This is a genomic window from Streptomyces sp. TP-A0356, from assembly GCF_001417775.1.
GTDB lineage: Bacteria > Actinomycetota > Actinomycetes > Streptomycetales > Streptomycetaceae > Streptomyces.
Genome location: NZ_BBZJ01000017.1, coordinates 144,596 through 167,259, shown reverse-complemented (window position 1 = coordinate 167,259; position 22,664 = coordinate 144,596). Strand labels below are relative to the sequence as shown.

At 70.5% G+C, this 22,664-nt stretch carries 19 protein-coding genes; 12 read left to right on the top strand and 7 right to left on the bottom strand.

Annotated elements, in window-relative coordinates; translation table 11 throughout:
• The first annotated feature begins 15 nt into the window (after positions 1 to 15).
• From gap to pgi, 7 genes are all read left to right on the top strand, one after another.
• Positions 16 to 1,023, top strand: a complete 1,008-nt coding sequence (gene gap, locus ASC56_RS13850) for a type I glyceraldehyde-3-phosphate dehydrogenase (RefSeq protein WP_055491668.1) — start codon at positions 16 to 18, stop codon at positions 1,021 to 1,023.
• 166 nt (positions 1,024 to 1,189) lie between these two features.
• A complete protein-coding gene (gene pgk / locus ASC56_RS13845) occupies positions 1,190 to 2,401 on the top strand; it encodes a phosphoglycerate kinase (RefSeq protein WP_055491667.1) in 1,212 nt (403 codons plus the stop codon).
• 6 nt (positions 2,402 to 2,407) lie between these two features.
• Entirely contained in the window at positions 2,408 to 3,184 is a 777-nt protein-coding gene (tpiA, locus tag ASC56_RS13840) for a triose-phosphate isomerase (RefSeq protein ID WP_055491666.1), read from the top strand.
• A gap of 149 nt (positions 3,185 to 3,333) precedes the next feature.
• On the top strand, positions 3,334 to 3,570 hold the full coding sequence (gene secG, locus ASC56_RS13835) for a preprotein translocase subunit SecG (protein WP_107309249.1): 237 nt from the start codon (positions 3,334 to 3,336) through the stop codon (positions 3,568 to 3,570).
• A gap of 213 nt (positions 3,571 to 3,783) precedes the next feature.
• On the top strand, positions 3,784 to 4,119 hold the full coding sequence (locus ASC56_RS13830; protein ID WP_078066843.1) for an RNA polymerase-binding protein RbpA: 336 nt from the start codon (positions 3,784 to 3,786) through the stop codon (positions 4,117 to 4,119).
• A gap of 299 nt (positions 4,120 to 4,418) precedes the next feature.
• A complete protein-coding gene (locus ASC56_RS13825; protein WP_079102489.1) occupies positions 4,419 to 5,690 on the top strand; it encodes an MFS transporter in 1,272 nt (423 codons plus the stop codon).
• Positions 5,691 to 5,762: 72 nt separating this feature from the next.
• Complete coding sequence (gene pgi, locus ASC56_RS13820; protein ID WP_055491664.1) at positions 5,763 to 7,415, top strand: glucose-6-phosphate isomerase; 1,653 nt, start codon at positions 5,763 to 5,765, stop codon at positions 7,413 to 7,415.
• A 186-nt stretch (positions 7,416 to 7,601) separates the two neighbouring features.
• Here pgi and ASC56_RS13815 read toward each other — a convergent pair whose 3' ends face one another.
• The 3 genes from ASC56_RS13815 to ASC56_RS13805 all read right to left on the bottom strand — a co-directional run bounded on the left by ASC56_RS13815 (position 7,602) and on the right by ASC56_RS13805 (position 11,210).
• Positions 7,602 to 9,884 carry an FtsX-like permease family protein gene (locus tag ASC56_RS13815; protein ID WP_055491663.1) on the bottom strand — a complete coding sequence of 761 codons (2,283 nt, stop codon included), beginning with the start codon at positions 9,882 to 9,884 and terminating at the stop codon, positions 7,602 to 7,604.
• A 64-nt stretch (positions 9,885 to 9,948) separates the two neighbouring features.
• Positions 9,949 to 10,698, bottom strand: a complete 750-nt coding sequence (locus ASC56_RS13810) for an ABC transporter ATP-binding protein (RefSeq protein ID WP_055491662.1) — start codon at positions 10,696 to 10,698, stop codon at positions 9,949 to 9,951.
• Positions 10,695 to 11,210: a PadR family transcriptional regulator gene (locus ASC56_RS13805; RefSeq protein WP_055491661.1), complete on the bottom strand. Its 516-nt coding sequence runs from the start codon at positions 11,208 to 11,210 to the stop codon at positions 10,695 to 10,697. Before ASC56_RS13805 ends, ASC56_RS13810 begins: the two co-directional genes overlap by 4 nt.
• A 125-nt stretch (positions 11,211 to 11,335) precedes the next feature.
• Here ASC56_RS13805 and ASC56_RS13800 point away from each other — a divergent pair, with 125 nt between their 5' ends.
• The 5 genes from ASC56_RS13800 to ASC56_RS13780 all read left to right on the top strand — a co-directional run bounded on the left by ASC56_RS13800 (position 11,336) and on the right by ASC56_RS13780 (position 18,013).
• Positions 11,336 to 12,613, top strand: a complete 1,278-nt coding sequence (locus ASC56_RS13800) for an ABC transporter substrate-binding protein (protein ID WP_055491660.1) — start codon at positions 11,336 to 11,338, stop codon at positions 12,611 to 12,613.
• A gap of 182 nt (positions 12,614 to 12,795) precedes the next feature.
• The gene (locus ASC56_RS13795; RefSeq protein ID WP_055491923.1) at positions 12,796 to 14,427 is read left to right on the top strand and encodes an alpha-amylase family glycosyl hydrolase; all 1,632 of its coding nucleotides are present in this window, start codon (positions 12,796 to 12,798) and stop codon (positions 14,425 to 14,427) included.
• 56 nt (positions 14,428 to 14,483) lie between these two features.
• The gene (locus tag ASC56_RS13790) at positions 14,484 to 15,809 is read left to right on the top strand and encodes an ABC transporter substrate-binding protein (protein ID WP_055491659.1); all 1,326 of its coding nucleotides are present in this window, start codon (positions 14,484 to 14,486) and stop codon (positions 15,807 to 15,809) included.
• A gap of 6 nt (positions 15,810 to 15,815) precedes the next feature.
• Positions 15,816 to 17,177: an ABC transporter permease subunit gene (locus tag ASC56_RS13785; RefSeq protein ID WP_055491658.1), complete on the top strand. Its 1,362-nt coding sequence runs from the start codon at positions 15,816 to 15,818 to the stop codon at positions 17,175 to 17,177.
• Positions 17,174 to 18,013 carry a carbohydrate ABC transporter permease gene (locus ASC56_RS13780; RefSeq protein WP_055491657.1) on the top strand — a complete coding sequence of 280 codons (840 nt, stop codon included), beginning with the start codon at positions 17,174 to 17,176 and terminating at the stop codon, positions 18,011 to 18,013. Before ASC56_RS13785 ends, ASC56_RS13780 begins: the two co-directional genes overlap by 4 nt.
• 139 nt (positions 18,014 to 18,152) lie before the next feature.
• Here ASC56_RS13780 and pgl read toward each other — a convergent pair whose 3' ends face one another.
• The 4 genes from pgl to tal are packed head-to-tail and all read right to left on the bottom strand — an operon-like array spanning position 18,153 to position 22,642.
• Positions 18,153 to 18,935 carry a 6-phosphogluconolactonase gene (gene pgl, locus ASC56_RS13775; protein ID WP_055491656.1) on the bottom strand — a complete coding sequence of 261 codons (783 nt, stop codon included), beginning with the start codon at positions 18,933 to 18,935 and terminating at the stop codon, positions 18,153 to 18,155.
• Positions 18,932 to 19,990, bottom strand: coding sequence for a glucose-6-phosphate dehydrogenase assembly protein OpcA (gene opcA / locus ASC56_RS13770; RefSeq protein ID WP_055491655.1), 1,059 nt, complete (start codon positions 19,988 to 19,990; stop codon positions 18,932 to 18,934). Before opcA ends, pgl begins: the two co-directional genes overlap by 4 nt.
• Positions 19,987 to 21,519, bottom strand: coding sequence for a glucose-6-phosphate dehydrogenase (zwf, locus tag ASC56_RS13765; RefSeq protein WP_055491654.1), 1,533 nt, complete (start codon positions 21,517 to 21,519; stop codon positions 19,987 to 19,989). The genes opcA and zwf overlap by 4 nt, the downstream gene beginning before the upstream one ends.
• Positions 21,520 to 21,523: 4 nt before the next feature.
• Positions 21,524 to 22,642: a transaldolase gene (gene tal, locus ASC56_RS13760; protein ID WP_055491653.1), complete on the bottom strand. Its 1,119-nt coding sequence runs from the start codon at positions 22,640 to 22,642 to the stop codon at positions 21,524 to 21,526.
• Between the last annotated feature and the right edge of the window lie 22 nt (positions 22,643 to 22,664).

Here is a 22,664-nt window from a genome sequence, read left to right as displayed (position 1 = left end):
CGAGGAGATCGGTTCGTGACGATCCGCGTAGGCATCAACGGCTTTGGCCGCATCGGTCGTAACTACTTCCGCGCGCTGCTGGAGCAGGGTGCAGACATCGAGATCGTGGCTGTCAACGACCTGGGTGACACCGCGACCACCGCTCACCTGCTGAAGTACGACACCATCCTGGGCCGCCTCAAGCAGGAGGTCTCCCACACCGCCGACACGATCAGCGTCGACGGCCACACCATCAAGGTGCTGTCCGAGCGCAACCCGGCCGACATCCCGTGGGGCGAGCTGGGCGTCGACGTCGTCATCGAGTCCACCGGCATCTTCACCAAGCGCGCGGACGCCGCGAAGCACCTCGAGGGCGGCGCGAAGAAGGTCCTCATCTCGGCCCCGGCCAAGGACGAGGACATCACGATCGTGATGGGCGTCAACCACGACAAGTACGACGCGGCGAACCACCACGTCATCTCCAACGCCTCCTGCACCACCAACTGTGTGGCGCCGATGGCGAAGGTCCTCGACGAGAACTTCGGCATCGTCAAGGGTCTGATGACGACGGTGCACGCGTACACGAACGACCAGCGCATCCTGGACTTCCCGCACAAGGACCTGCGCCGCGCCCGTGCCGCCGCCGAGAACATCATTCCGACCACCACCGGTGCCGCGAAGGCCACCGCCCTGGTCCTGCCCCAGCTCAAGGGCAAGCTGGACGGCATCGCCATGCGCGTCCCGGTCCCGACCGGCTCGGTCACCGACCTGGTCGTGGAGCTCGGCCGCGAGGTCACCAAGGAAGAGGTCAACGCCGCCTTCCAGAAGGCCTCCGAGGGCGAGCTCAAGGGTCTCCTCGACTACACCGAGGACCAGATCGTCTCCTCCGACATCGTGCACGCCCCGGCGTCCTGCACCTTCGACTCCTCCCTGACCATGGTCCAGGAGGGCAAGAACGTGAAGGTCATCGGCTGGTACGACAACGAGTGGGGCTACTCCAACCGCCTCGTCGACCTGACGGTCTTCGTCGGCAACCAGCTCTGATCGCCGAAGCAGGCACCTCGATGTGAGAGCAGGGCTCGGGCAGCGCACGGTCGCGCTGTTCGAGCCCTGACTCACGTACAGCGAGCCGACCCGCTCACCGCGGGGCCGGCTCGCGTGCAGATCGATCAGCCCTCCTACGATCAAGAGCCCTTCTCAGGAGCCCCTTATGAAGACGATCGACGAACTGCTCTCCGAAGGCGTGGACGGCAAGCGGGTCTTCGTCCGCGCCGACCTCAACGTGCCGCTGGCCGACGGTGTGATCACCGACGACGGCCGAATCCGCGCCGTCCTGCCCACCATCGAGGCCCTCACCGAGGCGGGCGCCAAGGTGGTCGTCGCCTCCCACCTGGGCCGCCCCAAGGGCGCCCCGGACCCTGCCTTCTCCCTGCGGCCCGCCGCCGAGCGCCTCGGTGAACTCCTCGGCGCGCCCGTGGCGTTCGCCCAGGACACCGTCGGCCCCGCTGCCCACGGCGCGGTCGACGCCCTCCAGCCCGGCCAGGTCGCGGTCATCGAGAACCTGCGCTTCAACCCCGGCGAGACCTCCAAGGACGACACCGAGCGCGGCGAGTTCGCCGACCAGCTCGCCGCCCTCGCCGACGTGTACGTGGGCGACGGCTTCGGCGCGGTCCACCGCAAGCACGCCTCCGTGTACGACCTCCCGGCCCGTCTGCCGCACTACGCCGGCTACCTCATCGCCACCGAGGTCGGCGTCCTGAAGAAGCTCACCGAGGACGTCAAGCGGCCGTACGTCGTCGTACTGGGCGGCGCCAAGGTCTCCGACAAGCTGGCCGTCATCGACCAGCTGCTCGGCAAGGCCGACCGTCTGCTCATCGGCGGCGGCATGGCCTACACCTTCCTCAAGGCCAAGGGTTACGAGATCGGCAAGTCCCTCCTGCAGGAGGACCAGATCCCGGCCGTCCAGGAGTACATCGAGCGCGCCGAGAAGACCGGCGTCGAGCTGGTGCTGCCCGTCGACACGCTGGTCGCGCCCGAATTCCCGGACCTGAAGACCAAGGCCCCGGCCCATCCGACGGTCGTTGCCGCGGATGCGATCCCGGCCGACCAGGAGGGCCTGGACATCGGCCCGGAGACCCGCAAGCTGTACGCCTCGAAGCTCGCCGACGCGGCCACCGTCTTCTGGAACGGCCCCATGGGCGTCTTCGAGCACCCCGACTACGCCGAGGGCACCAGGGCGATCGCCCAGGCCCTGATCGACTCCCCGGCCTTCACGGTCGTCGGCGGCGGCGACTCCGCCGCGGCCGTGCGCCAGCTGGGCTTCGACGAGTCGGCATTCGGCCACATCTCGACCGGTGGCGGCGCCTCCCTCGAATACCTTGAGGGCAAGACGCTCCCCGGACTCGCCGCACTGGAGGACTGACCCTAGATGAGCACGCGCACGCCGCTGATGGCGGGCAACTGGAAGATGAACCTCAACCACCTCGAGGCCATCGCGCACGTCCAGAAGCTCGCCTTCGCCCTCGCGGACAAGGACTACGAGGCCGTCGAGGTCGCCGTCCTGCCGCCCTTCACCGACCTGCGCTCCGTGCAGACCCTGGTCGACGGCGACAAGCTCAAGATCAAGTACGGCGCCCAGGACGTCTCGGCGCACGACTCCGGTGCCTACACCGGCGAGATCTCCGCCTCGATGCTGGCCAAGCTGAAGTGCAGCTATGCGGTGATCGGCCACTCCGAGCGCCGCCAGTACCACTGCGAGACCGACGAGCTGGTGAACGCCAAGGCCAAGGCCGCCTTCAAGCACGGTCTGACCCCGATCCTGTGCGTCGGCGAGGAGCTGGACGTCCGTGAGGCGGGCGATCACGTCACGCACACGCTCGCGCAGGTCGAGGGCGGTCTGAAGGACCTGCCGGCCGAGCAGGTCGAGTCGATCGTGATCGCGTACGAGCCCGTCTGGGCCATCGGCACCGGCAAGGTCTGCGGTTCCGACGACGCCCAGGAGGTCTGTTCGGCGATCCGCGGCAAGATCGCCGAACTGTACTCCCAGGAGGTGGCCGACCAGGTCCGCATCCAGTACGGCGGCTCGGTGAAGTCCGGCAATGTCGCGGAGATCATGGCGAAGCCGGACATCGACGGCGCCCTGGTCGGCGGTGCTTCGCTGGACGCCGACGAGTTCGTCAAGATCGTCCGATTCCGGGAGCAGTGAGCCGCGCTCCCCGGGCGGTCCGAAGCGTCGCGAGTATGCGGTAGGGGCGATCCGTCGTACCCTTGCGGGGGCTGGTGGTCGATACGCGGCTGCGCCGCGTGGTCACCGGCCCCCGTCGTCCATCCGAATCCGAGGAAGTTGGTCCAGCCGTGGTTTTGGGGTTCTCGATCGCCCTGATCGTCTTCAGCCTGCTGCTGATGCTGCTGGTGCTGATGCACAAGGGGAAGGGCGGCGGCCTCTCCGACATGTTCGGTGGCGGCATGCAGTCCTCCGTCGGTGGCTCCTCGGTCGCCGAGCGCAACCTCGACCGGATCACCATCGTGATCGGTCTGCTGTGGTTCGCGTGCATCGTGGTGCTCGGCATCCTGATGAAGGCCAACCACTAGCGTCGGGCGCAACCGGTGCAGACCGCACATTGAGCACGTAACGCCCCATGTTCGGTACGCGTCTTCGGACGCGGCCTATCATGGGGCTTGCGTCTGGGGGCGGGGGTAACTCCCATCACTGGACGCGCGTTGGGCCTTACGTAGACTGAGGCGCTCGCAGCGAAGCGAAACGCCGACTCGCTTCGCGGCACCATCACGCAGGGAGTTACGACCGTGGCAAGTGGCAACGCGATCCGAGGAAGCCGGGTCGGGGCGGGGCCGATGGGCGAGGCCGAGCGCGGCGAGTCCGCGCCGCGTCTGCGCGTCTCCTTCTGGTGCTCCAACGGGCACGAGACGCAGCCGAGCTTCGCCAGCGACGCGCAGGTTCCCGACACCTGGGACTGCCCGCGCTGCGGCTTTCCGGCCGGACAGGACCGGGACAACCCGCCGGACCCGCCGCGTACCGAGCCCTACAAGACGCACCTCGCGTACGTCAGGGAGCGGCGCAGCGACGCGGACGGCGAGGCGATCCTCGCCGAGGCGCTCGCCAAACTGCGGGGCGAAATCTAGAAGTTGAGTCCGAACCGGGTGTCTTCGGGCGCCTGGCGGACGTGTTTGCCACGGCGTACGGCTGTGGATGCCCGGTGAGCGGCGCAGAGCCGTGCCCTCATGCGGTCTGGCAGTCCCGGCAGCAAGCCGCCGCGGTGAACGGCCCGCTGCCGCGCCATCGCACGGCTCCCCCGCCGCCACCCCAAATCCGCGGCGCACTGGCCTGGCCGCCCGCGCCGGGCTCGCCATTTCCCCTGGTCAGCCCCGTTGTCAGTGGTGCCCTTTACGGTTTGTGCATCGACGAATCGTGAGGGGGGACGATGGCAGCGATCGACGTGGCGGACGTCGTACGGCGGCCCGCGTGGCGCGGGGGGTTCGGGCGGCTGTGGACCGCTGCCGTGGTCTCCCGCTTCGGGGACGCGCTGCGCACGGCCGCGCTGCCCCTGCTCGCCGTACGCCTCACGGACGAACCGCTCCTCGTCGCCTCCGTCACCGCCTGCGGCTATGTGCCCTGGCTGCTGTTCGGGTTGCTCGGAGGGGCCCTGGCGGACCGTGTGGACCAGCGGCGGGCGATGTGGGCCGTCGACACCGTGCGCGGTCTGCTCGTCGCGTGCTTCGCGCTCGCCGTCGGGCTCGGGCACACCTCGGTCCCGCTTCTGCTTGCGCTCGCCTTCTCGCTCACCACCCTCCAGACGCTCTTCGACAACGCCTCGACGGCCCTGCTGCCCTCTCTGGTGGACCGTGCGGCGCTGGGCAGTGCCAACGCCCGGCTGATGACCGGCCAGCAGATCGCGGGCGGCCTGCTGGCGGGCCCGTTCGTGCCACTGCTGCTGACGGCCGGGGCCTTCACGCCGTTCGCGGCCGACGCCGGCACCTATCTCCTGGCCGCCGCCCTGGTGGCCTCCCTGCGGACACGGCCGCCCGCGCGGGAGCCGCGCCCGTCCGGCAGCACCCTGAGGGCCGAGATCGGCGAAGGGATGGGCGCCCTGTGGCGCGACCGGGCGCTGCGAGCGGTCTGCGGGGCCACCCTGTTGTGCAACATCGGCATGGGCGCCCTGATCGCGACGCTGGTGCTGCACGTGACGCGCTGGCTGCACGCGGGCACCGCACAGTACGCCGTGGCGATGACGGCGTACTCGGCCGGCAGCCTGGTCGGCGGCTTCGCCGCCCAGCGGATCGCCCGCCGCACCGGACGCCTCGGCGCGCTGCTCCTTGCCGGAAGCGTCCAGACGGCGTCGCTGCTGTTCATGGGGACCGTCCGCCACCTGGGCGCCCTGCTGATCGCGTTGCTGCTGCTCGGCGCCATGGGCATGGTGTGGAACGTCCATCAGACCACACTGATGCAGCACCGCAGCCCCGAGGCGATGCTGGGCCGCATCGCCTCCGCCTTCCGCACGGCCTCGACATCCGGAGCCCCGCTCGGTGCCCTGCTCGGTGGAGCCGTGGCACGGACGTACGGGCTGAACGGGCCCGCGCTGCTGGCCGCCGCGCTCTTCGGGCTCGCCGTCATCTCGTTGATACCCGCCCGTAAGCCGGACGTACCTGTTGTTGTGCCGGACGACGGCGTGACGAGAGCTCACCCCACGCCCTGATCAATTAGGTTGGGACCCGCAGCGGGGCGAGGTACGCAGCAGCACAGGCAAGGAAGAAGGCTGAAGTCCGAGATGAACGCAGACAGCCGTACCAGGCTCAACCAGACGCCCGAGTGGACCGCGCTGGCCAAGCACCGCGAGGAGCTCGGCGAGGTGCACCTGCGCGACCTGTTCGCGGCGGACCCCGGGCGCGGCAGCGGATACACGCTGCAGGCCGGTGACCTGCACATCGACTACTCCAAGCACCTGGTCACCGACGAGACGCTGCGGCTGCTGCGCGAGCTGGCCGCCGCGCGGGACGTGTTCGGCCTCAGGGACGCCATGTTCCGCGGTGAGAAGATCAACACCACCGAGAACCGCGCGGTCCTGCACGTCGCGCTGCGCGCCCCGCGCGACGCGGTGATCGAGGTCGACGGGGAGAACGTCGTCCCCAAGGTGCACGCCGTCCTGGACAAGATGGCCGCCTTCACCGAGCGCGTCCGCTCGGGCGAGTGGACCGGGCACACCGGCAAGCGCATCAAGAATGTGATCAACATCGGCATCGGCGGCTCCGACCTCGGACCGGCGATGGCGTACGAGGCGCTGCGCGCCTACACGGACCGCGATCTGACGGTCCGCTTCGTGTCGAACGTGGACGGCGCCGATCTGCACGAGGCCACCCGCGACCTGGACGCGGCCGAGACGCTGTTCATCGTCGCCTCCAAGACGTTCACCACGATCGAGACGATCACCAACGCGACCTCGGCCCGCAAGTGGCTGCTGACCGGGCTGAACGCCGGTCAGGAGGCCGTGGCCAAGCACTTCGTGGCCGTCTCGACCAACGCCGAGAAGGTGGCGGAGTTCGGCATCGACACCGCCAACATGTTCGAGTTCTGGGACTGGGTCGGCGGTCGCTACTCGTACGACTCGGCGATCGGCCTGTCCCTGATGATCGCCATCGGGCCGGACCGCTTCCGCGAGATGCTCGACGGCTTCCACCTGGTGGACGAGCACTTCCGCACCGCGCCCGCCGAGTCCAACGTGCCGCTGCTGCTCGGCCTGCTGGGCATCTGGTACGGCAACTTCCACGACGCGCAGACGCACGCCGTCCTCCCGTACTCGCACTACCTGTCCAAGTTCACCTCCTACCTGCAGCAGCTCGACATGGAGTCCAACGGCAAGTCCGTCGACCGCGACGGCCGCGAGGTCGAGTGGCAGACCGGGCCGATCGTGTGGGGCACCCCGGGCACCAACGGCCAGCACGCCTACTTCCAGCTCATCCACCAGGGCACCAAGCTGATCCCGGCCGACTTCCTCGGCTTCGCGAATCCGGTCGCCGAGCTCAGCGACGAGCTGAAGGCCCAGCACGACCTGCTGATGGCGAACTTCTTCGCCCAGACCCAGGCGCTGGCCTTCGGCAAGACCGCCGACGAGGTGCGCGCGGAGGGTGTGCCGGAGGAGCTGGTGCCGCACAAGACGTTCAAGGGCAACCGCCCGACCACCACGATCCTCGGCAAGGAAGTCACCCCCTCGGTCCTCGGCCAGCTCGTCGCCCTCTACGAGCACAAGGTGTTCGTGCAGGGAGCGATCTGGAACATCGACTCCTTCGACCAGTGGGGTGTCGAGCTCGGCAAGGTCCTCGCCAAGCGCGTGGAGCCCGCGCTCACCGAGGGAGCCGAGGTGGAGGGTCTGGACGGGTCGACCAAGGCCCTGGTCGCCAAGTACCGCGAGCTGCAGGGCCGTTAGCGGCTGCCGGACGGGAAGGGATGGCCGCCGCGCGGCCACTCCCTTCCCGTCCAGGGCACGGCTGTGGCATACGGCTCACCGCGTACCCCGCGCTGGTCCCCGACGTACACGCGACGGATCCGGCGCCGTGCGGCCAGGGGCGGCCCCTACGGCCCCCACACCCGCCGGCCCGCGGCGGCTTCCCGCTCAGGCCACCGCGCTCAGGGTGTCCGCGAGTCGGCGGCGGGCCGCCCGGGCCGCGGGCACGGCGGCGAGGGCGGCGGCGCCCAGCACGGCCGCGGCCCCGAACAGCACCAGAAGGGCCGGCGAGGGGCCCTGGGCAAGCCCGGCGCCCATACCGCTGGAGCGGCCCTGGGCGTCGATCAGCCAGTGGGCCAGGGGGATGCCCAGCGCCGTGCCGACGCAGACCGCGGCCAGCGCGGTGCAGGCCGTGGCGGTGACGGTGATCGCGGTGATCTGCCGCGGGGACAGGCCGATCGCCTTCAGCGCCAGCAGATCCCGCTCGTCCTCGCGGACCGTGCCGCCGATCGCGGTCAGCAGTTCGATGAGTCCGATGAGGGCGAGGACGGCGATCAACCCGGCAACGACTCCGCGCAACGGCGAGAGCCCGTCCGCCGGATTCGTCACGGGGTGCACGTCCAGGTGCCCGCGGGCGGCCGCGGCCAGCTCGCCGGCGACCTGGTGCGGGTCGGCTCCGGGGCGCAGACGGAGCTGATAGAGGGTGGGCCGCAGCCGTGGGTCGTTCTCGCGGAGCGTGTCGAGCGAGGTGGAGATGACCCGGCCGGCGTTCTCCGGTTCGATGCTGCGGCCCACGATGTGCAGGATCTGCGGCTGGTCGCCCACCGTCATCCGCACCCAGTCCCCGACGCGCACGTCCAGCAGGTCGAGCAGCCCCTGCCCGGCGACCGCCTCGTCGGGGCCCCGCGCGGGCCGGCCCTCGGCAATGGCGTAGGGGTACGGGTCCTGGCGGGTGCCCAGACCGCGCAGGGCGATCGTGGCCGTCTGGCCCGGAACGAGGGCCGCGACCTCCACGCCCGGGTAGGCGGCGGCGACCCGCGGACTTCTCTCCAGCAGGGAGCGGGCCGCCTCCTCGCCGAGGCCCCCGTCGGGGCGGACGGTGAGGGCGGCGGCGAGGCCCACCTGCTCCGGTCTGCTGTGGAAGCGGTCGATGGTGGTCCATGCGCTCATCGCCACCACCATCAGCAGCAGAGGCAGCGCCAGCCGGGCGACCGCGGCCAGCGACCGGGGGCGGCGCGTGAACGCCTTGTGCCAGCCGAGGACCAGCGCGGGCGGCAGCCGAAGGCCGAGGGCCCCGCGCGCCGCGCCCGAGAGCCGGCCGGACGGCGATGCCGCGGGCCGGGGTACCGGTACCGGGGGCACCCGTCCCGCCCGCCAGGCCGCGAGCCCGGTGGTGGCGGCGATGAACAGCACGGCGCCCACCGGCACCGCGAACAGTGCCACGGTGTGCCCGGGCAGCCCCTGCCAGACGCCGACCGCGTCCCCGAGGCGCCCGGGGATCCTGCTGCCCAGCCCCTGGGTGAGCGCCGCCGCGGCCACCGCGCCCAGCAGGGCGTAGGCCACATGCTGGAGCAGGAAGATCCGGACGACCTGGCCGGGCGTGAAGCCGATCGCCTTCAGGACCGATATGTCCCTCAGATGCCCGCGGATGCGGGTGCCGATCGCCCCGTGCACGGCGAACCCGGCGGCGACGAGCGCCCCCAGCCCGAACAGGCCCAGCACCTGGCCCAGCAGCCGGTTGTCGCCCTGCGCCTCGGCCCGCGCCTGCTGCCAGGTCGAGACCTCGCTGACCGCGCCGGCACCCAGCACGGTGACGGCGCGCTGGACGGCGTAGTCCGTGTCACCGGGGTCGGTCAGGCGCAGTCCGGTGACCTGGCCGCCGGAGTCGCGCACGGCGGACGGCAGTGCCCAGACGAGCCCGGGCTGTTCGCCCGGGCGGTAGCGGGGTTCGGCGCTGTCGGCGATGCCCACGACGGTCAGCGTCCGGGCCGCGCCGGCCAGGGTCAGGGTGTCCCCGGGTTCGGCCAGCAGAGCGCGGGCGAGCCGGCTCTCCAGCACCACGCCCCCCGGGTCCCGCGGATCCAGCCAGTGGCCGGAGGCCAGGATCGGCCGGCCGACGGAGGGGAGGCCGGCGGTGCCGCGCAGCTCGACGGAGGCGCGGGTGCCCCGGGAGGCGAGGGTCGCGGACTCGGTGGGGTAGGGGCCGGCGACGGACTCGACTCCGTCCAGCCGGGCCAGCTTGGCCGCGTCGGCGCTGCGGTCGGTGTGGATCCACACGTGCGCGCCGTGCGCCTGGGTGAAGACCCGCTGCCAGGGGTTGGTCGCGTACCCGAAGAGCGCCGTGGCCAGCAGGAGCGAGGCGACGATGCCGGCGGTGGCGAGCACGATGAACAGCGCCTCGCCGCGATGCGTCCGCAGATCGGAGTGCGCCCAGCGCAAGGTGGCCCGCACCGCCTCAGCCTCTCGGCTCGGGCGGGGCGTACGGGGTCCCGCTCGGACGTTCGTACACCGCGGATCAGTCCTTCAGTTCCAGCACGCCGGAGATCCCCGCCCGGCCGGGCGAGGTGCCGTCCAGCTCCGCGTCGTCGACGATCCGGCCGTCGAAGAAGCTGATCACCCGGTCGGCGGCGCTCGCCAGCCGGGCGTCATGGGTGACCAGCAGGATGGTCTGGCCGCGCTGGTGGAAGCGGGACAGCAGCCGCATCACCTCGCGGGTGCCCTTGCTGTCGAGGCTGCCCGCGGGCTCGTCGGCGAGCAGCAGCGGCGGATGGTTGACCAGGGCCCGGGCCAGCGCGACCCGCTGCTGCTCACCGCCGGACAGCTGGCTCGGCATGCTCCGCTCCTTGCCCGCGAGGCCCAGTTCGGCCAGCAGTTCCTCCCGCTCGGCCCGCGCCTGCTTCGGCGAGCGGCCGGCGAGCAGCGCGGGCAGCTCGACGTTGTCCGCGACCGACAGGTTGGAGACCAGGTTGAAGAACTGGAAGACGATCCCGATGCGCTTTCGGCGCTCCACGGCCCAGCGCGCCTCGGTGTAGGAGTCGGTGCGCTCGCCGTCCAGCCAGATGCTGCCGTCGTCCGGTCGCTGCAGCCCGCCCAGCAGATGGAGCAGGGTCGACTTCCCGGCGCCGGACGGGCCGGTGACGGCCACGAACTCGCCTCGCGTCACGCGCAGGTCGACCCCGCGCACGGCATGGGCGGGCGCGCCCTCGCCGTGGTGGGTCTTGACCAGGCCCTCGGCCCGCAGCAGAGGAGTGGGGCGGTCGTTCACTCCGGCTCCTCCAGTTCCTCCTGGCACCGCTCCAGCCAGTCGAGGTCGGCCTGCAGATGCAGCATCGCGCCCTCGATCAGCAGATGGGCCATTCGGTTGTCACGGTCTTCGGCGGCGGCCAGTTTCGACAGGCTGCGCATGGTGTTGAGGTACTGGCGCCGCTGCTTGTTGATCAGGGCGATCTGGTCGGCGAGCCCGGTCTGCGGGGCGAGCGCGAGCTTCATGAAGAACTCGTCCCGAACCCGCGGCTCGTCCTCGGTCTCCTCGTACCAGGCGCGCAGCGCCTCCCGCCCGGCCTCGGTGAGGTGGTAGATCTTCTTGTTGGGCCGGCTGGACTGCTCGACCTCCTCGCCCTCGATCAGTCCGGACTTCTCAAGGCGGCCGAGGGTCACGTAGACCTGGCCGACGTTCGGCTGAGGGTACGCGGAGCCCAGCAGTTGCTCAAGGTCCTGCTTGAGCTCGTAGCCGTGGGCCGGGCCGCGCGCGAGGAGTGCCAGGAGGGGCAGGCGCACTCGTGCTGTCCTCCTCGGGTCCTCGTACTGTGCTCCAGGCCCTAGTATCGCCCATACCTAACAGGTATACATGGCCTCTGACCCCGGGCGACGGTGCCCGGTGCCCGGTGTACAGGGAGGAACCTATGCGGTGGATACATGCCGCAGGTAGGGGCCTCCTCGTCCTTGTCGTGGTGCTGACCGGCTATGTCGCCTCGGGCGCCCGCGCCGACGACGCGGCCGTGGGCGTGGCCGGCCGTGGGCCGCTCACCCTGGCAACCGCCGGTGACCTGACCGGCTACCTCGGCCCGCTCCTGGAGGGCTGGAACCGCACCCACCCCGGTGAGAAGGTCACCCTCGTCGAACTCCCGGACTCCGCCGACGAGACCCACGCCCAGATGACCACCGACCTGCGCGGCGGCGACCGCAGCAGGTTCGACGTCCTCAACATCGACGTCGCCTGGACCTCCCAGTTCGCGGCGGCCGGCTGGATCCGCCCGCTGCCGCGCGACCGCTTCCCGCTCAAGAGCTTCCTGCCACCGGTCGTCGACACGGCCACCTACGACGGACGGCTGTACGCGGTGCCGTACGTCACCAACGCGGGCCTGCTCCTGTACCGCAAGGACATCCTCGCCAAGGAGGGCATCCGGCCCCCGCGCACCTGGGCCGAACTGGAGCGGGACGCGAAGGCCATCGCCCCGAAGTACGGACTCGACGGTTACGCGGGCCAGTTCCTGCCGTACGAGGGTCTCACCGTCAACGCGGCCGAGGCGGTGTACTCGGCGGGCGGCACGATCCTCGGGGACGAGGGCGAGCGCGTCACCGTGAACTCGGCCGCGGCCCGTGAGGGCATCGGGTTCCTCGCCCGCGGCGTGCGCGAGGGCTGGATCCCCGCGAAGGCGCTGACGTACAAGGAGGAGGAGTCCAAACAGGCCTTCCAGGACGGCCGGCTGCTCTTCCTGCGCAACTGGCCGTACGCGTACGTCGTCGCCTCCGCCAAGGGATCCAAGGTGGCCGGAGAGGTCGGTGCCGTACCGCTGCCGGGGCCGAACGGGCCGGGGACCAGCGTCCTCGGCGGTTCCAACCTGGCGGTCAACACCCATGCGCGCCACCCCGAGTCGGCCGCGCGCCTGATCGCGTACCTCACCAGCGAGCGCGTCCAGCGCCAGGTCCTCACCCGTGGCGCGCTGCCGCCCGTGCGCGCCGCGCTCTACGACGACCCCGAGCTGGTACGGGAGTTCCCCTATCTGCCGACCCTGCGCGCGAGCGTCCTCGCGGCCGCCCCGCGTCCCAAGAGCCCGCGCTACGACCAGGTCAGCCTGGCGGTGCAGGCGGTCGTCCATGACGCGCTGACCGGGCACGAGACGCCCGAGAACGCGGTGCGGCGGCTGGCGAGGGAGCTGGCTGCCATCTCTCGGCGATAGTTACCTGTTAGGTAACGCGGATATCTCATCTAGGATCCTGACGACCTGATATGTCCGAATATGCCTGGTCAACTCTGCAGTATCTTGCGCCTGTTCGTTGACACCTCTGCGACATGCCTACTTAACATGCATGCATAACCGTAAGCACGCACAGACAGGTCGACGGGGTGAGTCTCCAGCGCATCGACACCCACCACTGGTGGCGCGACGCAGTGATCTACCAGGTGTACGTCCGCAGCTTCCTGGACAGCACCGGCGACGGCATCGGCGATCTGGCCGGAGTCAGGGCGGGACTGCCGTATCTGAAGAAGCTCGGCGTCGACGGGATCTGGCTGAGCCCCTTCTATCCCTCGCCCCAGCACGACCACGGCTACGACGTGGCCGACTACCGCGAGGTCGACCCGCTCTTCGGCGACCTCGCCGAGTTCGACCTGCTGATGGCGGCCGCCCGGCGGCTGGGCATCAAGGTGCTCCTCGACATCGTCCCCAACCACTGCTCCAGCGAGCACCCGTGGTTCCGCGAGGCGCTCGCCTCCGCCCCCGGCAGCCCGGCGCGCGCCCGCTTCCACTTCGCCGACGGCCGGGGCCCGGACGGTACCGAGCCGCCCAACAACTGGCACGCCATGTTCGGCGGTCCGGCCTGGAGCCGCGTCACGGAGGCGGACGGCCGTCCCGGCCAGTGGTACCTGCACATGTTCACACCCGAACAGCCCGACTGGAACTGGCGCGACCCCGAGGTCGCCGCCCACTTCGAGCAGGTGCTCCGCTTCTGGCTGGACCGGGGCGTCGACGGCTTCCGCATCGATGTCGCCGCCGGCCTCTTCAAGCACCCGGACCTGCCCGACTCCCCGGACCCCGAGGCCGACGCCCGCACCCGCGACTCGGTCAACCCGCTCGCCTGGAACCAGCCCGAGGTGCACGACGTGTGGCGGCACTGGCGTGCGGTGTGCGAGGAGTACACGGCGCACGACGGACGCGAACGCCTGCTGGTCGGCGAGGTCTCGGTGCCGAGCGCGCGCGAGCACGCGAAGTACGTCCGCCCGGACGAACTCCACCAGGCCTTCTTCTTCGACCTGCTCAGCGCCCCCTGGAACGCCGACGCCTTCCGCAAGGTCATCTCCGAGGCCATGCAGGACATAGCCGGCACCGGCTCCACGGTCACCTGGGTCCTCAACAACCACGACCAGGTCCGCACCGTGACCCGCTACGGCGAACCCCTCGTCGGGGGCAGCGGACTCGGCGCCGCCCGGGCCCGCGCCGCCGCGCTGCTGATGCTGGCGCTGCCCGGGGCCGCGTACATCTACCAGGGCGAGGAGCTGGGCCTGCCCGAGGTCGTCGACCTGCCCGATGACGTGCTCACCGACCCGATCTTCCACCGGACCGGAAGCCGCGCCCGTATCCGCGACGGCTGCCGGGTGCCGCTTCCCTGGTCGGGACAGGCCTCCCCGTTCGGCTTCACCTCCGGGGCCGAGGGCGCCAAGCCATGGCTGCCGCAGCCGCAGTGGTTCGCCGAGCACGCCACCGACCGGGCCCTGGCCGACACCCGCTCCTTCTGGCACCTGTACCGCGAAGGCCTCCACCTGCGCGCCTCCCTGCCTCAGTTGGGCGAGGGCACGCTGCGCTGGCTGGACACGCCGCCGGGTGTCCTCGGCTTCGTCCGCGGCGACGGCCTGGTCTGCGCCGTCAACTTCGGTACGGCACCCACGCCCGCCCCGGTCTCCGGCACCCCTCTGCTCACCAGCGGCCCCTGCCCGCCCGGGGTCCTCGCCGGCTCCTCGGCCGCCTGGTGGATCAGCGACGGCACCGACCTCTGACCACGACCGCTCGAAGCTCTCCCGTCAACTCCCCATTCCCCGAAGGGACATCAACGATGATGCGACGACGTACCACCCTGCTCACCGGCTGTACCGCACTCGCCCTCGCCCTCGGCGCCACCGCCTGCGGCGGCGGCCCGGTCGCCGCGGGCGGCGGCGAGAAGGCGCTCAGCGGCCAGACGGTCACCGTGGCCGGTGTCTGGACCGGCAGCGAACAGAAGAACTTCCAGAAGGTGCTGGACGCGTTCACCGAGAAGACCGGCGCCAAGACGCAGTTCGTGTCCACCGGCGACAACGTCTCCACCGTCGTCGGCAGCAAGATCGAGGGCGGAAACGCCCCTGACGTCGTGATGGTCCCGCAGATCGGTGTGCTCCAGCAGTTCGCGAAGAAGGGCTGGCTCCAGCAGCTGTCCGCCACCACCCAGCAGTCGGTCGACGCCAACTTCGCGAGCGTGTGGAAGAAGTACGGCAGCGTCGACGGCACCCTCTACGGCCTGTACTTCAAGGCCGCCCACAAGTCCACGGTCTGGTACAGCCCCGACGCGCTGACGCAGGCGGGCGTCAAGCCGCCGAAGACGTACGACGAGATGCTGAAGGCCGGGCACACGGTCGCCGACTCGGGCCTCGCCGCCTTCGCGGTCGCCGGGCAGGACGGCTGGACGCTCACCGACTGGTTCGAGAACATCTACCTCTCCCAGGCCGGGCCCGAGAAGTACGACGCCCTCGCCACCCACAAGCTGAAGTGGACCGACGCGAGCGTGGTGAAGGCCCTCACCACGCTCGGCAAGCTCTTCAAGGACAAGCAGCTGATGGCGGGCGGCCAGCAGGGGGCCCTCAACACCGACTTCCCGGGCTCCGTCGAGAAGGTCTTCGGGCCCAAGCCGGCGGCGGGCATGGTCTACGAGGGCGACTTCGTGGCCGGGGTCGCTCACGACCAGTTCGGCAGGACGATCGGCAAGGACGCGAACTTCTTCCCGTTCCCGGCGGTCGACGGCGGCACGGCGCCCGTGGTCAGCGGTGGTGACGCGGCGGTCGTCCTCAAGGACGGCAAGAACTCCAAGGCCGGTATGAAGCTCCTGGAGTACCTGGCGACCCCGGAGGCCGCGGCCGTCTGGGCGAAGTCGGGCGGCTTCCTGTCCCCGAACAAGAAGCTCGACCTCGCCTCCTACGGCGACGACGTGACCCGCGCGACCGCCAGGTCCCTCGTCGACGCCGGGGATTCGGTCCGCTTCGACATGTCCGACCAGGCACCGGCCGCCTTCGGCGGCACCAAGGGCGCCGGCGAGTGGAAGCTCCTGCAGGACTTCCTGCGTGACCCGTCCGACCCCAAGGGCATCGCGGCCCAGCTGGAGGGCGCGGCGGCCAAGGCGTACCAGGGCTGACCCGACATGACCGCCACCACGTTCGCTGAAGAGGCGAGCCCCCCGGCCGTCGCGCTCGCCGCCCGTGCGCGGCGCACGCGACGGCGCGGGCGGATCATCGCCCTGCTCTTCGTCTTCCCGGCACTGCTGCTGCTCGGCGCGCTCGTCGTCTATCCGGTGCTGTTCTCCGTCGGCCGCAGCTTCTTCGACGCCACCGGCATCCGATTCGTGGGCGGCGACAACTACACCGAGATGTTCCGTGACCCGGCGACGCTGAAGGCCGTCCGGAACACCACGATCTGGGTGGTCGTCGCCCCGGCGCTGCTGACCGGCCTGGGCCTGATCCTGGCCGTGCTGGTGGAGAAGGTCCGCTGGGCGACCGCGTTCAAGCTGCTGCTGTTCATGCCGATGGCGGTGTCCTTCCTCGCCGCCGGCATCATCTTCCGCCTCGCCTACGACGAGGACCCCAACAAGGGTGTCCTGAACGCCGCCGCGGTCTCCGTCCACGACGCCTTCGAGGGCACCTCGTCCTACCCGACGGCACGGGCCCGCCTCGGACAAGGGCTGACCCAGGGCCGCGACGGTTCGTACACGACGGGCAAGAGCGTGTCACCGGGTGGCACGGTGACCCTGCCGATGGTCGGCGTCCTGCCGAAGGACCTGCCCAAGGGTGCCTCGCCCGCGTACGCGGCGGCCCACGAGAAGGCCGCCTCCGGCGAGCTGCGCGGGGTCGTCTACCTGGACTTCACCCCGGGCGGGGGAGGCAGGCAGGGCCAGGTCGACCCAGGGGAGAGCGGGCTGCCCGGGATGAGGGTCGAGGCAGTGCGTGACGGGCGCACGGTCGCGAGCACGACGACCGCGTCCGACGGCTCCTTCCGCTTCCCGGAGCTGGGCTCCGGCTCGTACGAGGTGAAGCTGCCGGCGTCCAACTTCGCGCAGCCGTACCAGGGCATCTCCTGGCTCGGGCCCACGCTGGTCACGCCCGCGATCATCGGGGCCTATCTGTGGATCTGGACCGGCTTCGCGATGGTCCTGATCGGGGCGGGCCTGTCGACGCTGCCACGGGACGCGCTGGAGGCGGCGCGGATCGACGGGGCGAACGAGTGGCAGATCTTCCGCCGGATCACCGTGCCGCTGCTGGCACCCGTGCTGACCGTGGTGTTCGTGACCCTGGTGATCAACGTGATGAAGGTCTTCGACCTCGTCTACATCATCGCGCCCGGGCCCGTGCAGGAGGACGCGACCGTGCTCGCGACCCAGATGTGGCTGGTGTCCTTCGGCGGCGGCAACAACCAGGGGCTCGGCAGCGCGCTCGGAGTGCTGCTCCTGCTGCTCGTGGTCCCCGCGATGGTCTTCAACGTCCGCCGTTTCCGAAGGAGTCAGCGATGAACGCGGTCAGGCGGGGCCTGAGCAACGGGCTGGTGCAGGCCTTCCTGGTGGTGATCGGCCTGATCTGGCTGACTCCGCTGGCGGGACTGTTCCTGTCGTCGCTGCGGTCGGCCCAGGACACCGCGAAGGGGGGCTGGTGGACCGCACTGGCCGGCCCCGGGCAGCTGTCCTTCGACAACTACTCGGCGCTGCTGAAGAACGCCGGGATCACACGGGCGCTCTGGAACACCGTGCTGATCTCGGTGCCGGCGACGGTGCTGGTCGTCGTCCTCGCGGCGCTCGCCGGGTACGCCTTCGCCTGGCTGGACTTCCCGGCGCGTGAGCCGCTCTTCCTGCTGGTGGTGGCCCTGCTGGTGGTTCCCGTGCAGATCGGGCTGCTGCCGGTCGCGAAACTCTTCGGGCAGCTGGGGCTGTTCGGCACGATTCCCGGGGTCGTGCTCTTCCATGTGGCCTACGGTCTGCCGTTCGCCGTGTTCCTGCTGCGGAACTACTTCGCCGAGATGCCGAAGGAGATGCTGGAGGCGGCGCGGATGGACGGCGGCAGCGAGTGGCGGATCTTCACGCGGCTCGTGCTGCCCGTGGGGCGGCCCGCCATCGCCAGCCTCGCCATCTTCCAGTTCCTGTGGGTGTGGAACGACATGCTGGTGGCGCTGCTCTTCGCCGACAGCTCCTCACAGCCGCTGACCGTGCAACTCCAGTCGCAGATACGGCAGTTCGGCAGCAACATCGATGTGCTGGCCCCGGGGGCGTTCCTGTCGCTGATCGTGCCGGTCGTGGTGTTCTTCGCGTTCCAGCGGCACTTCGTGCAGGGGGTCATGGCGGGGTCGGTGAAGTAGCCCCGCTCCGAACGCCGAACGCCGAACGCCGAACGCCGAACGCCGAACGCCGAACGCCGAACGCCGAACGCCGAACGCCGAACGCCGGACGGGCTCGATCTCAGCCCGTCCGGCGTTCTCGTGCGACAGGGGCCGTCCCTCAGGGCGAGGCCGGCGGATACAGCGACCTCGGCAGCTTCGAAGCCGCCGCGGCGTCCAGCAGCCACAAGGTGCGTGACCTGCCCCGCGCGCCCGCCGCCGGGGCCTGGATCTCACCCGCGCCCGACAGGGCGATGGCCACGGCCTGTGCCTTGTCCTCACCGGCCGCCAGCAGCCACACCTCGCGCGCCGACCGGATGGCCGGAAGCGTGAGCGTGATCCGGGTCGGCGGGGGTTTCGGCGCACCGTGCACGCCGACCACCGTCCGCTCCGTCTCCCGCACCGCGGGCATCTCCGGGAAGAGCGACGCCACGTGCGTGTCCGGGCCGACGCCCAGCAACAGGACGTCGAAGGTGGGCACCGCGCCGTGGTTCTCCGGACCCGCGGCCTTGGCCAGCTCCGCCGCGTACGCCTCGGCCGCCGCGTCCACGTCATTGCCGTACGGGCCGTCCGACGCGGGCATGGGGTGCACGCGCCTCGGGTCCAGCGGCACCGAGTCGAGCAGGGCCTCGCGGGCCTGGGTGTAGTTGCGCTCCGGGTCACCCTCCGGCAGGAACCGCTCGTCGCCCCACCACACGTCGAGCCGGCCCCAGTCGACGGCGTCCCGGGCGGGAGCGGCGGCGAGCGCCGCGAGCAGCCCGTTGCCGTTGCGGCCACCGGTGAGCACGACCGAGGCGGAGCCGCGCGACGCCTGCGCGTCCACGACCTTGGTGATCAGCCGGGCCGCCGCGGCCTGGGCCATCAGCTCCTTGTCCCGGTGCACGACGAGCTGGGGAGTACTCACTTCACGGCCGCCTTCTTCGACGGGGCCTTCCGGGCGGCCTTCTTCGCGGGCGCCTGCGGGGCGGGCGCCCCGTCGAGCGCTGCCTCGTCCGCGGGCTCCACGTCCGCGGGCTCCTCGGCTGGCTCGGCGGCGGCGGTCAGCCGGTCCACGCCGTACCGCAGCGCCGACGCGTATGTGTCGTCCGGGTCCAGCCGACGCAGCTCCTCCGCGATCAGCTCGGCCGTGTCGCGGCGCTTGAGCGCCACCGCGCGGTCGGGCTGTCCCTCGATGGAGAGCGTGGCGAGCGAGCCGTCGGCCCGGCCGAGGACGATCGGGCCGCGGCTCGTGTCCATCCGGACGGCGGTGAGGCCGGGGCCGGAGGACAGGGAGCGCCTGACGGGGACGTCCAGCCGGTCCGCGAGCCACATCGCCAGCAGCTCGCAGCTCGGGTTGAACTCCTCACCCTCCACCTCGACCGCCTTGACCTCGCAGGTCACCTGGTCGAGGGCCGCGGCCAGCATCGAGCGCCAGGGCGTGATGCGGGTCCACGACAGATCCGTGTCACCGGGCGTGTAGGCGTCGGCGCGGGCGCTCAGCTCCCGTACCGGCGCCTCGGCCGTGTAGGAGTCCGTGACCCGGCGCTGCGCCAGCGCGCCGAGCGGGTCGCTGGCCGGGTCGAGCGGCGCGTTCACCGGCCACCAGACCACCACCGGGGCATCCGGCAGCAGCAGCGGCAGCACCACCGAGTCGGCGTGGTCCACCACCTCGCCGTACAGCCGCAGCACCACCGTCTCGCCGGTGCCCGCGTCCGCGCCCACCCGCACCTCGGCGTCCAGACGCGAGGACGTGCGGTCGCGCGGGGAACGCGAGACCCGCTTGATGACCACCAGCGTGCGCGAGGGGTGCTCGCGCGAGGCGTCGTTGGCGGCCTTCAGGGCGTCGTAGGCGTTCTCCTCGTCGGTGACGATCACCAGGGTGAGGACCATGCCGACGGCGGGCGTGCCGATGGCACGGCGGCCCTGCACCAGTGCCTTGTTGACCTTGCTGGCCGTGGTGTCCGTGAGGTCTATCTTCATGGCCGGCGCCAGCTCCGTCCGTCTCGTTCGAGCATCTCGTCCGCCTCGACGGGCCCCCACGTGCCGGCCGGGTACTGCGCGGGCTTGCCGTGCTTGTCCCAGTACTCCTCGATCGGGTCGAGGATCTCCCAGGACCGCTCGACCTCCTCGGTGCGCGGGAAGAGGTTCGAGTCGCCGAGCAGGACGTCCAGGATCAGGCGCTCGTAGGCCTCCGGGCTGGACTCCGTGAAGGACTCGCCGTAGGCGAAGTCCATGGACACGTCCCGGATCTCCATCGAGGTGCCCGGCACCTTGGAGCCGAAGCGCACGGTGACGCCCTCGTCGGGCTGGACGCGGATGACGACCGCGTTCTGGCCCAGTTCCTCGGTGGCGGTGGTGTCGAAGGGGGAGTGCGGGGCGCGCTGGAAGACGACCGCGATCTCGGTGACCCGGCGCCCGAGCCGCTTGCCGGTGCGCAGGTAGAAGGGGACGCCCGCCCAGCGGCGGTTGTCGATCTCCAGCTTCACCGCGGCGTAGGTGTCGGTCTTCGACTTGGCGTCGATGCCCTCCTCCTGGAGGTAGCCGACCGCCTTCTCGCCGCCCTGCCAGCCGGCCGTGTACTGCGCGAACACGGTGTCCCGGCCCAGGTCCTTCGGCAGCCGCACGGCCCCGAGCACCTTGGTCTTCTCGGCGGCGAGCGCGTCCGCGTCGAAGGAGGCGGGCTCCTCCATGGCCGTGAGGGCCATCAGCTGGAGGAGGTGGTTCTGGATGACGTCACGCGCGGCGCCGATGCCGTCGTAGTAGCCGGCCCGGCCGCCGATGCCTATGTCCTCGGCCATCGTGATCTGCACGTGGTCCACGAAGGACCGGTTCCAGATCGGCTCGAACATCGTGTTGGCGAAGCGCAGTGCCAGGATGTTCTGGACGGTCTCCTTGCCCAGGTAGTGGTCGATGCGGAAGACCTGGTCCGAGGCGAAGACCTCGTGGACGATCGCGTTGAGCTCCTCGGCCGACTTCAGGTCGTGACCGAAGGGCTTCTCGATGACCGCGCGCCGCCAGGATCCGCCCTCCTGGTCGGCCAGACCGTGCTTCTTGAGCTGCTGGATGACCACCGGGAAGGACTTCGGCGGCACGGAGAGGTAGAAGGCGAAGTTGCCGCCCGTGCCCTGTGCCTTGTCCAGCTCCTCGATCGTGGAGCGCAGCCGCTCGAACGCGTCGTCGTCGTCGAAGCTGCCCTGGACGAAGCGCATCCCCTGGCTGAGCTGCTGCCAGACCTCCTCGCGGAACGGCGTACGGGCGTGCTCCTTGACCGCGTCGTGGACCTCCTTCGCGAAGTCCTCGTCCTGCCACTCGCGGCGGGCGAAGCCGATGAGCGAGAAGCCCGGCGGCAGCAGACCGCGGTTGGCCAGGTCGTACACGGCAGGCATCAGCTTTTTACGTGACAAATCGCCTGTAACGCCGAAGATGACCAGGCCCGACGGCCCCGCGATACGCGGGAGCCGTCGGTCCGCGGCGTCACGAAGCGGATTCGCTCCGTGGTCGGATGTCAAGGTGTCAGCCCTCCGAGGGGGCGAGGCGCTGCAGTTCCGCCTCGGTCGACTTGAGCAGGTCGTTCCAGGAGGACTCGAACTTGTCGACGCCCTCGTCCTCCAGGAGCCGGACCACCTCGTCGTACGAGATCCCGAGCTGCCCGATCGCGTCCAGCTCGGCGCGCGCCTGCTCGTAGGTGCCGGCGATGGTGTTGCCGCGGATCTCTCCGTGGTCCTCGACGGCCAGCAGGGTGGCCTCGGGCATGGTGTTCACCGTGTTCGGCGCCACCAGTTCCTCGACGTACATGGTGTCCTTGTAGGCCGGGTCCTTGACTCCGGTGGAGGCCCACAGCGGGCGCTGCTTGTTGGCCTGCGCCTTGTCCAGGTCGAGCCAGCGGTCGCTGCCGAACACCTCCTCGTAGGCCTGGTAGGCGAGGCGCGCGTTGGCGATGGCCGCCTTGCCGCGCAGTGCCTTGGCCTCGGGCGTGCCGATCGCGTCGAGCCGCTTGTCGATCTCGCTGTCCACGCGGGACACGAAGAACGAGGCCACCGAGTGGATCTTGGACAGATCCAGGCCGCGCTCCTTCGCCTTCTCCAGGCCGGTCATGTAGGCGTCCATGACCTTGCGGTAGCGCTCCAGGGAGAAGATCAGCGTGACGTTGACACTGATCCCGTTGGCGATGGTCTCGCTGATCGCCGGCAGACCCGCCTCGGTGGCCGGGATCTTGATCAGCGTGTTCGGGCGGTCGACCAGCCAGGCGAGCTGCTTGGCCTCCGCGACGGTGGCCCGGGTGTTGTGCGCCAGACGCGGGTCGACCTCGATCGACACCCGTCCGTCCTTGCCCTGCGTGGCGTCGAAGATCGGGTGCAGGATGTCGGCGGCGTCCCGGACGTCCGCCGTCGTGATCATGCGGACCGCTTCTTCGACGGTGACCTTGCGGGCGGCGAGGTCGGCGAGCTGCTGCTCGTAGCCGTCGCCCGACGAGATCGCCTTCTGGAAGATCGTCGGGTTGGTGGTGACGCCCACGACGTGCTGCTGGTCGATCAGTTCGGCGAGGTTGCCGGACGTGATCCGCTTGCGCGACAGGTCGTCCAGCCAGATCGCGACGCCTTCCTGGGAGAGGCGCTTGAGTGCGTCTGTCATGGAAATTGCATCTCCTACGTGT

Excerpts from the sequence above, each read along its gene's own strand:
- ASC56_RS13780 (WP_055491657.1), top strand. The coding sequence starts at position 17,174 with ATGAACGCGGTCAGGCGGGGCCTGAGCAACGGGCTGGTGCAGGCCTTC.
- ASC56_RS13785 (WP_055491658.1), top strand. The coding sequence starts at position 15,816 with ATGACCGCCACCACGTTCGCTGAAGAGGCGAGCCCCCCGGCCGTCGCG.
- tal (WP_055491653.1), bottom strand. The coding sequence starts at position 22,642 with ATGACAGACGCACTCAAGCGCCTCTCCCAGGAAGGCGTCGCGATCTGG.
- ASC56_RS13825 (WP_079102489.1), top strand. The coding sequence starts at position 4,419 with ATGGCAGCGATCGACGTGGCGGACGTCGTACGGCGGCCCGCGTGGCGC.
- pgk (WP_055491667.1), top strand. The coding sequence starts at position 1,190 with ATGAAGACGATCGACGAACTGCTCTCCGAAGGCGTGGACGGCAAGCGG.
- tpiA (WP_055491666.1), top strand. The coding sequence starts at position 2,408 with ATGAGCACGCGCACGCCGCTGATGGCGGGCAACTGGAAGATGAACCTC.
- ASC56_RS13800 (WP_055491660.1), top strand. The coding sequence starts at position 11,336 with ATGCGGTGGATACATGCCGCAGGTAGGGGCCTCCTCGTCCTTGTCGTG.
- ASC56_RS13790 (WP_055491659.1), top strand. The coding sequence starts at position 14,484 with ATGATGCGACGACGTACCACCCTGCTCACCGGCTGTACCGCACTCGCC.
- opcA (WP_055491655.1), bottom strand. The coding sequence starts at position 19,990 with ATGAAGATAGACCTCACGGACACCACGGCCAGCAAGGTCAACAAGGCA.
- pgi (WP_055491664.1), top strand. The coding sequence starts at position 5,763 with ATGAACGCAGACAGCCGTACCAGGCTCAACCAGACGCCCGAGTGGACC.